This is a genomic window from Micromonospora endophytica (genome assembly GCF_003236305.1).
Lineage (GTDB): Bacteria > Actinomycetota > Actinomycetes > Mycobacteriales > Micromonosporaceae > Micromonospora > Micromonospora endophytica.
This window is the reverse complement of record NZ_POTX01000190.1, coordinates 1-11692: the sequence shown is the minus strand read 5'-3', so window position 1 is coordinate 11692 and position 11692 is coordinate 1. Positions and strand designations below refer to the sequence as shown.

The following is an 11692-nucleotide window of genomic DNA, read 5'->3' as shown; positions in this document are numbered from 1 at the left end:
GGCGAGGCTGGGAAACGCGAAGAGGGTGCGGTGGACATCCCACGATGGTCGGGGGTGGCGCGTAAAGTGAGCGCATGAGTGCCGTGCGTGATCATGAGTTGGCGGTTGCGCAGCTGCGACGCTCGTACGCGGCGGTGCCCTCCGGTCAGCCGGTGCGGTTGGCCAAGCGGACGTCCAATCTGTTCCGGCCACGTGGCGCGCCCCGGGCGCCGGGGCTTGACGTCAGTGGGCTCGGTGCGGTGCTGGCCGTCGATCCGGTCACCCGCACCGCCGACGTGCAGGGCATGTGCACCTACGAACGGCTGGTCGAGGCGACCCTCGCACACGACCTGATGCCGCTCGTGGTGCCGCAGTTGCGCACCATCACGCTGGGCGGCGCGGTGACCGGGCTGGGCATCGAGTCGACCTCGTTCCGCAACGGACTGCCACACGAGTCGGTGATCGAGATGGATGTGCTCACCGGTGCCGGCGAGGTGGTCACCGCCCGGCCCGAGGGCGAGCACGCCGAGCTGTACGCCGCCTTTCCGAACTCGCTGGGCAGCCTCGGTTACGCGACCCGGCTGCGCATCGAGCTGCAACCGGTCCGACGGTTCGTGGCGCTGCGCAACCTGCGTTTCACCGACCTGACCGAGCTGACCGCCGCGATCGCGGAGATCAGCGCCACCCGTCGCTGGGCGGGGCAGGATGTCGACGCGATGGACGGGGTGATGTTCAGCCCCGACGAGGCATACCTCGTGCTCGGCGGTTTCACCGACGACGCGCCGGCGGTCTCCGACTACACCGGCCAGGACATCTACTACCGCTCCCTGCGCGGCCGCCCGCACGACGCGCTGACCACGCACGACTACCTGTGGCGGTGGGACACCGACTGGTTCTGGTGCTCGGCCGCCTTCGGGGTGCAGCATCCGGTGGTGCGGCGGTTGTGGCCGGCGCGGTGGCGGCGTAGCGACGTCTACCACCGGATCGTCCGGCTGGAGCACCGGCACCAGGTGGCGGCCCGGATCGACAGGTGGCGCGGCCAGCCGGCCCGGGAGCGGGTCGTGCAGGACGTGGAGATCCCGCTGGAGCGTACGGCGGATTTCCTGCACTGGTTCGCCGGGCGGGTGCGGATGACGCCGGTGTGGTTGTGCCCGCTGCGGTTGCGTGCACCGGCGGGCGGGGGATCGGCCCGGTCCTGGCCGCTGTACCCACTCCGGCCGGGGCAGGACTACGTCAACATCGGGTTCTGGGGGAGTGTGCCGATCGCCGAGGGCGCCGCCGACGGTGACGTCAACCGGGAGATCGAGCGCGCGGTGTCGGAGGCGGGTGGGCACAAGTCGCTCTACTCCGACGCGTACTACGACCGGGAATCGTTCGACCGGCTCTACGGCGGCGACGCGTGGCGTGCCGTCCGGGACCGGTACGACCCGGAACATCGGCTGACCGGATTGTACGAAAAGGCGGTTGCGCGGGCATGAGCCTCACTGATCGAAGCCAGGGAGCGGCGGGTGCCGCAGCCACCCCACCGCCGGGGGGACAGCGGCGTGGCGCCACCGTGGCGGACGTCGTCCGGGCGGTGACCGCTGGCGTGCTGCCGGTGCGGGTCACCGGGTACGACGGCAGTGGCATCGGCCCGACCGACGCCGGCATCACCCTGTCCATCCGCTCCGAGCGAGGACTGTCCTATCTGCTCACCGCCCCCGGTGACCTGGGCATGGCGCGGGCGTACGTCAGCGGGGACCTGTCCCTGGAGGGGGTGCACCCGGGCGACCCGTACGAGGCGTTGCGGGTGCTCAGCGGGTTGCGGGTCCGCCCACCGGCGCTGGCCGAGGGGCTGGCGCTGGTGCGCGGGCTGGGCTGGGAGCGGTTGCTGCCGCCACCGACCCCGCCGCAGGAGGCGCTGCCGCGCTGGAAGCGGGTCATCGGCGGGTTGCGCCATTCGCGGATCCGCGACAGCAGCGCCATCACGCACCACTACGACGTCTCGAACGCCTTCTACGAGAAGGTGCTCGGCCCGTCCATGACGTACACCTGTGCGGTGTTCCGCAGCCCGGACGACACGCTGGAGCAGGCACAGGCGGCCAAGTACGACCTGGTCGCCGGCAAGCTCGCGCTGCGCCCGGGGATGCGGTTGCTGGATGTGGGTTGCGGCTGGGGTGGCATGGTCCGGCACGCGGCCCGGGAGTACGGCGTCAAGGCGCTCGGGGTGACCCTGTCCCGGGCGCAGGCGCAGTGGGCGCAGGCGGCGATCGAGCGTGAAGGGTTGACCGGGCTGGCCGAGGTCCGGCACCTGGACTACCGTGACGCGCCCCGGGAGCAGTTCGACGCGGTCTCCTCGATCGGGCTCACCGAGCACATCGGGGTCCGCAACTACCCGGCATATTTCGGCTTCCTGCGGGACCGGTTGCGCCCGGGAGGGCGACTGCTCAACCACTGCATCACAAGGGCCGACAACCGGGCGCCGCACCGGTCCGGGGCGTTCATCGACAGGTACGTCTTCCCGGACGGTGAGTTGGCCGGGCCGGGCCGGGTGATCAGCGAGATCCACGACGCCGGGTTGGAGGTGCACCACGAGGAGAACCTGCGCCAGCACTACGCGCTGACGCTGGCGGGTTGGTGCCGCAACCTGGTGCGGCACTGGGACTTCTGCGTCTCGGAGGTCGGCACCGGCACCGCCCGGGTGTGGGGGCTCTACATGGCCGGGTCCCGGCTGGCGTTCGAGCGTAACGGCATCCAACTGCATCAGGTCCTGGCCACCCGCAACGGCCCGGACGCGACGAACGGTTACCCGCTGCGCCCGGACTGGCTGCCCTGACCGGTTGACTCGACGAAGGCCGCGCCGGATCCGCCGGCGCGGCCTTCGTCGTACCTATTGACAAAATCGGCGTCAGGCATCCGCCGCATCGGCGCCGCGCCCGGCGCCAGGTGGGGCGATCCCGACGGCGGCGAGGTTCCGCGCCTCCTGGCTGGCCGGATCGAACGGCTTCCCGGCGGTGAAGATGACACGCGCCTTCTCCGGCGTGATCACCTCCACGTCGCGGGTGTTCCAGGGTGTGTCCCGGGGGCCGTCCACCGAGTTCGGGTCCACCGCACGGCACGCGTCGACAATGGAATCGACTTCGTAGAGCACGCACCCGAAGCTGACGCTCATCGCCGGTGCCTGCGCCGGGACGCTCTCCGCCGAGACGAGGAGCACGTCCTGGAACGCCCACCGGCGCAGATGCACGAGCCTGCCGGGGATGCTGAACAGCTCGAAGAACCCGAGCCCACGGAGCCAGAAGTCCGTCGAGGCCGAGAGATCGGTGGTGGGGATGGTCACGAACGCCGGCATCCCGTAGATGCCGTGGTACAGCTCCGGTGCCACCGCGTCCGGCCCGGGCGGGGGTACCGGACTCCGATAAACCTGGTCGTTGTCGGTCATGCGGCCCACCCTGCGGGCTGACGCGACGTGAGGGTCAAGCCCGCGAGGATTCAACCGCACGTCGAATGGGTACGGGCGGGCGATGCTTCTCCTTCTCGGGCCGGTCGAACCGGCCGCGTGTCGGGTCCGGCCACACTGATGGCCGAGTTTCTGCGCTGGTTGATCGGCCGGCAAGCCGCCCCACCGCCGCTGCACGGCGTTGCCCGGCCACCGTGCACGCCGGGACGGCGTCGGCGGCGTCGACCCCGCCGGCCGGTGGCTGGCAGCGCGCTGCCCCGCGCCCCGTGGAACCGCTCCGGTCGTCGCTGACCCCGCACCAGCCCGCGCCCGGCTTGCGCACCAGGAGCACCTTGTCGAACAGACGTGATTTCACTGAGAAATCAAAATTTCACAGTGAAATCAGGCCGCTCATGACCATCGCTCCTGCACGCCACGCCTGGGACTAGGCTGGGGCGGCTGTCGCCAACGGGGAGAATTGTTGCGTAACCACCCGGTGCTCGTGCTGGTCGCCGTACTGCTGTCCACCCTCGCGCTGCCGGTGTCGCTCACCGGTGCGGCGGTCGCCCTGACCGAGATCGGCCGGGATCTCGACGCGGGGCTGGCCGGGGTGCAGTGGGTGGTAAACGGTTACAACGCCACATTCGCCAGCTTCATGCTCGCCGCCGGCGCGTTGGCGGACCTGTTCGGCAGGCGTCGGGTCTTCGCCATCGGCCTGGCCATCTTCGCCGGAGCGGGGCTGCTCGCCGTGGCCGCCGACGACCTCCTGCTGTTCAACGTGCTCCGCGCGTTGGCCGGTGTCGGTGCCGCCGCTGCGGCGACAAGCGCTGGCGCGATCCTCGCCGGAACCTTCCACGGCGCGGCCCGCACCCGCGCCTTCAGTGCCTTCGGTACGACGATCGGCGCCGGGCTGGCCTTCGGCCCGTCCATCGCCGGGCTACTCATCGAAGCGTTCGGCTGGCGGGCGGTCTTCGCCGTGCCGTCGCTCGTCGCACTGCTGGTGTTGACAGTGGTGCCGCTGCTGCCCGAGTCCCGCCCGCCACGGGCCGGCCGGGTCGACTGGCCCGGGACGGTGTCATTCACGGCCGCGCTGCTGCTGCTCATCTTCGGATTCGTGCAGGGGCCGGAGTTCGGCTGGTCCGATCCACGGATCGTGGCGGCCTTCATCGCCGTGCCGGTGCTGTTGCTGTTCTTCGTCGGGGTGCAACGCCGCCGCACCGATCCGATGTTCGACCTGAGTCTGCTGGCCAACCCCCAGTTCGTCGGCATCTGCCTGGCGGCGGCCGTCATCGTGGCGGTGCTGGTGCCGCTGCTCGTCTACCTGCCGTCGTACCTCACCACCGTGGTCGGCCTGGCCCCCAGCACGGCCGGTGTCACGTTGCTGCTGCTGACCGCGCCGACAGTGTTGCTCCCTTTCCTCGGCGGCGCGTTAAGCCGGGCGGTACCGCCGGCGGTGGTGATCGTCGTGTCGGTGGCGGTGGTGGCCGCCGGTGCCGCCTGGGCCACCGTGATCGGCCCGTCCAGCGGCGCTGCCGCGCTGGCCGGGCCGCTGCTGAGCATCGGTGTCGGGGTCGGACTCTCGATCGGCCTGCTCGACGCCCTGGCCATCGGCAGTGTCGCGCCGCACCGGGCGGCCACCGGCGCTGGGATGATCAACACTTCCCGGCTGGCCAGCGAGACCATCGCCATCGCGGTGGTCGGCGCGGTGCTGGCCAGCGCCACCGCCGGCCGGCTCGCCGACCCGGGGTTCACCGCTGGGTTACGGACGGTGTTGTGGTCGATGGCGGCGATCAGTGCGGGCGCGGCGGTGGTAAGCGCCGTGCTGCTCCGACGCGGCTATCGTGGCCAGTCGTGACGAGCAGCGAGCAGCGACTGGCCACGATCCGCGGCGACACCCCGCCCCGCCGACACAACGCCCGCACCATCGCGGCGTTGACCGGCAACCCGGGCTGCACCCGCCGGGCTGTCCTGGACGGTGCCGGGGTGGACAAGCCACTGCTGGCCGAGCGGATCGGTTTCCCGGCCCGGTTCGGCCAGTCCCGCTTCGCCATCACCCGAGGCAACGTCTTCGAGGCGCAGGTCAAGGCCGACGGCGGTGCCGAGCTGCTGCGACTGGTCGCCGAACGGCTCGGCGTACCGGTGCCGGCGGCGGCGAGCTGGACCGACCTGGGCGGACGCGACGACGTCACCGGCCGGGAAGAGCGCTCCGCCGCGCTGCTGACCGCCGCCCTGACCGGCCCGGCGCCGACCGGCACCGAGACCCCGCAGGCCGACCCGGCGGGCGGCACCGACGCGGCGGCCCTGTTCGACCATCCGCTGCTCGGGCTGGACGTGGCCGGACGGCGGGTGTATCTGGAGCCCGACCTGGTGGCCGCCCGGCTGGGCGGCCGGTTCCACGTGGTCGAGGTCAAGTCGTTCGCGGTGATCGACGGGCAGGCCGACCCGGCCAAGCTGGCCGCCGCGGCCGTGCAGTCCGCCGTCTACGTGCTGGCGCTGCGGGAACTGCTCGCCGCCGGGGGCCACGACCCGCGGCTGGTCTCGCACGAGGTGGTGCTGGTCTGCCCGGCCGACTTCACCAACCGGCCGGTCGCACACCTGATCGACGTACGCAAACAACTGCTCGTGGTCCGCCGGCAGCTGGACCGGATGGACCAGCTCGACGTGCTGCTCACCGGCGTGCCTGCCGACTTCACCGCCGACCCGGCGGACGATGCGACGGCCCTTGTCGACTCGCTGGCTCGGGTGCGGGCCAACTACGCACCGGACTGCCTGGCCAGCTGCGAGCTGGCGTACTTCTGTCGGCACGAGGCGGGCGGGCAGACCGGGACGCTGGGCCGCCCGGTGCGCGAGGCGCTCGGCGGCATCGACGACATCGACGAGGTGTTGGCGCTGGCCGGCGGGGACCACCCGGCCGACCCGGAACGCGCGGAAGCCGCCGCGCTGCTGCGCACCGCCGCCCGCCTGCGCGCCGACGCCCTCGGCACGCCGGCATGAGCACGCCCACCGGCGGCGGGACGTCGGCATGAGTACGCTGCGGGCGCTCGCGGCGGCCCAGGCGGTCGCCGCCGGGGTGGCGCAGCCGGTGGCCACCGTGCGGCACCTGCACCTGGCCACCCGACCGCTGGTGCTGGTGCCGTTGGCGCTGGCCGGTGAGGCGAACGCCCCGCTGGCGGCGATGGTCGGGTCGGCACCCGGGCAGGGGCGGCTGCTTGTCGTGCCGCAGCCGCGTAACCGGGACCAACGGTTCGCCTTCGCCGCCGAGTTGGCCGCGGTGGCGCTGCCCTATTTCGACGGGTACCGCGCCGGCACCGAGACGATCACCGTGGACCGGGGTCGGGAGGTGCGCCAGCGCTACCTCGACGCACCGCAGGTGCTGGTGCCGAACCCGGCCGGGGTGACGTTCCTGCGGCTGCTGGGGCGGGCCACCCGGTTCCGTCGCGTCGACGGGGATTACCCGGTGCCGCCGCAGGTGCCGCTGCTGGGTCGGTGGCTGACCTTCCTCACCGAACGGGCCGAACGTCCGGGGTCGTCGATGCTGGTGGCGATGACGCAGGCGTTGACGTTGCACTGGGCGACCGGGCAGAGCGCGGTGGAGGATCTGCACCTGCCGGCGTTGCTCGGCTGGATCGCGCCGCCGGGCCGGATGAGCGGGGCCGAGGCGGCGGCGCTGGCCGAGGACCCGGCGGTGTGTCCGCCGGCCGGCCCGGCCACCGATCCCGAGTTCGACAACCGGCTGCTGGCACCGGCGATCGAGGCGTACGCCGCCGCCGGGGACGACGAGGCGGCGCGCGCCGAGGCGTACGCGGAGCTGGAGCGGCTGCTGCGCGACCAGCTGACGCCCACCTGGGAGCTGATGTGGCGCGGTGTGGGGTTGCTGCGGGCCCTGCCGCCCGGAGCCCGGGTGGCCGGCCGGTGGGAGGGTGACCGGGACGCCTTCACCGCCCACGCCGAGCATGTCGACGGCGGTGGCGCGCCGCAGCCGCGCCGCGACGGCGCGGTGGCCGCCGCCGCCCGGCTGCATCGCCTGGAGCGGGCCGCGGCGAGCTACGCGGTGCAGCGCGCGTACGACGATCCGCTGGTGATGGCGGAGCACCGGCTGACCGGTGAGGCGTTCGTCGGTGAGGTGGTGCTCGCCGACCCGGCCCGCGTCGACGACAGCGGCAAGCGGCCGGTGCTGCGTCCGCGCATCCAACTGGTGACCACCGACCCGGTGCTGGTGCCGGTGGGGGCGGCCCTGTCCAGCCCGGCCCGGTCGGGACAGAAGGCGCGGGTGGTCTTCGTGACCCCGGTCGCCGACGGTAAGACCGAGGTGGTGCTGGAGCTCTCCGGCGGGATGGGGCGGGGATTGACCGCCACGCCGGGCAGCGTGCCGGAGGTGGGTGAGCGGCTGTGCTACACCACCCTGAGTGAGGCGTACGTGCCGGGCGGGACGTTCCCGACCGTGGAGGAGACACCGTGGACCCACGGCGGCCCACCCACGCCGGTGTCCGCCGTCGACATGCCCGATCCCGACCCTGCTCCGGACGAGGAGTGGGCCTGACCGACGACCTCGACGTATCCGGATCTACGAATGGCCCGTCGGGCCCGGCGACTCGGTCCGCACGGCCCTGGCAGAACCGGTGCGGGCGTGGCTAGGCTTTCGGGGTTTGCCAGGACCGGGCCTCGCCGTCGAGGATGCGTACGAGAGAGAGCCGGAGCGATCGCGGTGTCGCGAGAGGACGTCGAGCAGACCGTGGTGCGGTCGCCCGCGCGGGCACGGGCCGGTCGGTGGGGCCTGCTCGCGGTCGGCGCGATCATCGCCGGCGAGGCGGTCTGGTTGGCGTCGGACCTGCCCGCACAGGAGTTGGTGAGCGACCTCGGCGCCCTGACGGTGGCGGTCTGGGCCGGGTGGGCCTGCGTCGGAGCGGCCCGCCGGCAGCCGGCGACGATGCGCCGGTTCTGGCTGCTGCTCGCGGCCACCCTGGTGCTCGCGGCGGCCGGGCGGGCAGTGTGGACGATCCAACGGCTGCTCGGTGACGACCTGCCGCACACCCTGCCGATCGGGCTGCTCTTCGTGGCCAGCCTGGTCACCGGCACCACTGCCATCCTCTGCTCGGTCACCGCGCCACGCACCCGGGTGGGGCGGGCCCGGACCCTGCTCGACGGGGTGATCGTCGGGCTGGCACTGGTCCCGGTGGGCTGGGTGCTGATCTTCCGTACGGTGACCATGGCGGATCTCGACGAGCCGTTACGCACCGCCGGGCTGCTCTATCCGATGTTCGACCTGATGCAGCTGACCATCCTGGTGGTGGTGATCGGTCGCGGCCGGCCGGTGTGGGGCGGCCTGACCCTGCTGGCGGCGAGCCTCTCCGTCCGTGCGGTGGCCGACACGATCTACGTGTCCTGGGTGGCCGCCGGCACCTACCAGCTCGGCACGGTGGTCGACGTGCTCTGGCCGGTGAGCTACCTGCTGATCGGTGCGGCGACCAGGCTGCCCCCGCCGGCGCACATCGACCGCGCGGACGACTGCGGCGAGTCGCCGATGCCACCGCGGTGGCGGGTGGCGCTGCCGTACCTGCCGGTGGGCGGGGCGATCGTGGCGACCCTGCTGGCCCGCGAACCCGACGGGCACACCCCGCTGCCGGTGTTCCTGACCATGATGACGCTGATGGCGGCGCTGGCGCTGCGGCAGAGCCTGGCGGCCAACGAGAACCTGCGTCTGGTGGCCCGGCTGCGGCAGCTCGCCTACGTCGACCAGCTCACCGGCCTGCCCAACCGGCTGGCGTTCACCCGCCGGCTGCGGGCCGCCCTGCACGGGGCGAAGCCGGTGGCCGTGCTGCTGCTGGACCTGGACGGGTTCAAGCAGGTCAACGACCGGTTCGGGCACACCACCGGCGACACGCTGCTGACCGGGTTGTCGCGCCGGATGCGCCGGGCTGTCGCCGACGACGGCATGATCGCCCGGATCGGCGGGGACGAGTTCGCGGTGCTGGTCACCGGCGACCGGCCGGCGGCACCGGAGCGGTTGGCGGAACGGCTGCTGGCCGCGCTTCACCCCTCGGCGGGCGAGGAGGTCGTCGGGGTGCACCCGTCGGCGAGCATCGGCATCGCCGAGTACGGGCCGCAGCACATCTCGTACACCGATCTGCTGCGCGACGCCGACATCGCGATGTACGCGGCGAAGGCGGCCGGCAAGTCGGCGTACCGGCGCTGCACGCCGGCGTTGCGGGAGTCGGCGGTGGGCCGGGCGGAGCTGATCGCCGACCTGCGGCGGGCGGTCGACGAGGGGCAACTGCACCTGGAGTTCCAGCCGATCGTGGACCTGGCCACCGGGACGGTACGCAGCGCGGAGGCGCTGGTGCGCTGGCGGCATCCGCAACTGGGCATGCTCAGCCCGGCCCGGTTCCTGCCGCTGGCCGAGGAGACCGGACTGATCCTCCCGATCGACAGGTGGGTGATCCACGAGGCGTGCCGGGCCGCCGCCACCTGGCAGGACCGGGTGCCGTCGGCAACGGTGGCGGTGAACATCGCCGCGTCGCACCTGCGTCGGCCGGATCTGATCGCCACGGTCGTCGAGGCCACCGCCGGCGCCGGGCTGGCGCCGCGCGCGTTGACCCTGGAGCTGACCGAGTCGGCGCTGATCGAGGGGAGCGACGCGGTCCTCGACCGGCTGAGCCAGCTGCGGGAACTGGGCATCCGGATCGCCATCGACGACTTCGGCACCGGCTACTCGTCACTGAGCTACCTGCACCGGATCCCGGCCACCGAGCTGAAGATCGACAGGTCGTTCGTGGCCCGGATCCCCGAGGACAACCGGGCGTACGCGACAGTGGAGATGGTGACCCGGCTGGCTGGCGCGTTCGACCTGGCGGTGGTGGCCGAGGGGGTGGAGACCGACCGGCAGCACGACGCGGTCGCCGCGATCGGCTGCCTGCAGGGGCAGGGTTACCGGTACGGCCGGCCGGCCGCCCTGGGTGAGCTGCGTACCGTCCTGGCCCAGCGTCGCCCGCCGGGCGAGACCGGCGTCGCAGAATCGGACTTGACCCTGACGTAACGGCAGGCGGGACCGTGGTTGCCGGAAGGAGGGAACCATGGCGTACACGGTGGGTCAGGTGGCCAGGCTGGCCGGCGTGACGGTCCGGACCTTGCACCACTACGACGGGATCGGGCTGCTGTCGCCGGGCGGGCGTACCGGTGCGGGTTACCGCCGCTACGACGACGCGGACCTGGAGCGGTTGCAGCTGATCCGGTACTACCGCGAGCTGGGGTTCCCGTTGGAAGAGATCGCCGTGATCCTCGACGACCCGGCGAGCGACCCGGACGCGCACCTGCGCCGCCAGCACGAGCTGCTGACGGTACGGATCAAGCGGTTGCAGGAGATGGTCGCGGCGATCGAGTTCGCGATGGAGGCGAGCAAGGTGAACATTCGACTGACCCCGCAGGAACGCTTCGAGGTCTTCGGCGACGTCGATCCGGAGGTGCACGCCGAGGAGGCGGAGCAGCGCTGGGGCGGCACCGAGGAATACCGGGAGTCACAGCGCCGCGTGTCGGGCTACGGGAAGGACGACTGGCAGCGGATCAAGGCCGAGACCGAGGACTGGGGCCGGCGGTTCGTCGCCTTGATGGCCTCGGGTGCTGCGGCGGACTCCCCGGCGGCGATGGAGCTGGCCGAGGAGCACCGGCAGCAGATCAGCCGCTGGTACTACGAGTGCTCGTACGAGATCCACACCGGGCTGGCCGACATGTACCTGGCCGACGAGCGGTTCCTGCGGCACTACGAGCAGCTGGCACCCGGGTTGACCGGGTACCTGAACGAGGCGATCCACGCCAACGCGATCAGCCGCGCGTGACCCGTCCTGGGTGATCGTGGGTTCGAGAGTGTCGGAGCGGGAGAGTATGACTGGCGTGTTCGCCCTTCTGCTCTCCGGAGGTCCGCTTTGTTGATCGTCGCCGGCACGCTCTACGTCGACCCCGCCGAGCGGGACGACTACCTGGCCACCTGCGCCGAGATCGTCAGGCAGGCGCGCGAGGCGCCCGGTTGTGTCGACTTCGCCATCAGTCCAGATCTGGTCGAGCCGGGGCGGATCAACGTCTACGAGCGGTGGGAGTCCGACGAGCAGTTGCTGGACTTCCGCGGCTCCGGCCCGGAGCCGGAGCAGCAGGTGGCGCTCGTCGGCACCGAGGTGCACAAGTTCCGGATCGGCGCGGTCGAGTCACCCTGAGGCCGCTCCGGCCGAGGGTCTACGGCGGCTCAGGGGTGCGGGGCCGGGCGGGCCCTGGCTCTTTTATACACCTCACGCTGCCGCCGCTAAGACC

At 72.2% G+C, this 11692-nt stretch carries 9 protein-coding genes; 8 read left to right on the top strand and 1 reads right to left on the bottom strand.

What is annotated here, in order from left to right; all coding sequences use genetic code 11:
- The first annotated feature begins 74 nt into the window (after positions 1–74).
- Complete coding sequence (locus tag C1I93_RS22655; protein WP_111245316.1) at positions 75–1457, top strand: FAD-binding oxidoreductase; 1383 nt, start codon at positions 75–77, stop codon at positions 1455–1457.
- Positions 1454–2794 (top strand): class I SAM-dependent methyltransferase, encoded by a 1341-nt coding sequence (locus tag C1I93_RS22650; protein ID WP_111245315.1) that lies wholly within the window; start codon positions 1454–1456, stop codon positions 2792–2794. The genes C1I93_RS22655 and C1I93_RS22650 overlap by 4 nt, the downstream gene beginning before the upstream one ends.
- Before the next feature lie 72 nt (positions 2795–2866).
- Here the strand turns inward: C1I93_RS22650 and C1I93_RS22645 are convergent, their stop codons facing one another.
- Positions 2867–3400, bottom strand: coding sequence for a VOC family protein (locus C1I93_RS22645; RefSeq protein WP_111245314.1), 534 nt, complete (start codon positions 3398–3400; stop codon positions 2867–2869).
- Between the two features lie 478 nt (positions 3401–3878).
- Between C1I93_RS22645 and C1I93_RS22640 the strand changes: the two genes are divergently transcribed.
- The 6 genes from C1I93_RS22640 to C1I93_RS22615 all read left to right on the top strand — a co-directional run bounded on the left by C1I93_RS22640 (position 3879) and on the right by C1I93_RS22615 (position 11598).
- Complete coding sequence (locus C1I93_RS22640; protein ID WP_111245317.1) at positions 3879–5252, top strand: MFS transporter; 1374 nt, start codon at positions 3879–3881, stop codon at positions 5250–5252.
- A complete protein-coding gene (locus C1I93_RS22635; protein WP_111245313.1) occupies positions 5249–6391 on the top strand; it encodes a hypothetical protein in 1143 nt (380 codons plus the stop codon). The genes C1I93_RS22640 and C1I93_RS22635 overlap by 4 nt, the downstream gene beginning before the upstream one ends.
- A 28-nt stretch (positions 6392–6419) precedes the next feature.
- Positions 6420–7937 carry a hypothetical protein gene (locus tag C1I93_RS22630; protein ID WP_111245312.1) on the top strand — a complete coding sequence of 506 codons (1518 nt, stop codon included), beginning with the start codon at positions 6420–6422 and terminating at the stop codon, positions 7935–7937.
- Between the two features lie 165 nt (positions 7938–8102).
- On the top strand, positions 8103–10430 hold the full coding sequence (locus C1I93_RS22625; RefSeq protein WP_111245311.1) for a putative bifunctional diguanylate cyclase/phosphodiesterase: 2328 nt from the start codon (positions 8103–8105) through the stop codon (positions 10428–10430).
- 37 nt (positions 10431–10467) lie between these two features.
- Positions 10468–11226 (top strand): MerR family transcriptional regulator, encoded by a 759-nt coding sequence (locus C1I93_RS22620; protein WP_111245310.1) that lies wholly within the window; start codon positions 10468–10470, stop codon positions 11224–11226.
- A gap of 87 nt (positions 11227–11313) precedes the next feature.
- A complete protein-coding gene (locus C1I93_RS22615; RefSeq protein ID WP_111245309.1) occupies positions 11314–11598 on the top strand; it encodes a putative quinol monooxygenase in 285 nt (94 codons plus the stop codon).
- Positions 11599–11692: the final 94 nt, after the last annotated feature.

Excerpts from the sequence above, each read along its gene's own strand:
- C1I93_RS22655 (WP_111245316.1), top strand. The coding sequence starts at position 75 with ATGAGTGCCGTGCGTGATCATGAGTTGGCGGTTGCGCAGCTGCGACGC.
- C1I93_RS22650 (WP_111245315.1), top strand. The coding sequence starts at position 1,454 with ATGAGCCTCACTGATCGAAGCCAGGGAGCGGCGGGTGCCGCAGCCACC.
- C1I93_RS22645 (WP_111245314.1), bottom strand. The coding sequence starts at position 3,400 with ATGACCGACAACGACCAGGTTTATCGGAGTCCGGTACCCCCGCCCGGG.
- C1I93_RS22630 (WP_111245312.1), top strand. The coding sequence starts at position 6,420 with ATGAGTACGCTGCGGGCGCTCGCGGCGGCCCAGGCGGTCGCCGCCGGG.
- C1I93_RS22620 (WP_111245310.1), top strand. The coding sequence starts at position 10,468 with ATGGCGTACACGGTGGGTCAGGTGGCCAGGCTGGCCGGCGTGACGGTC.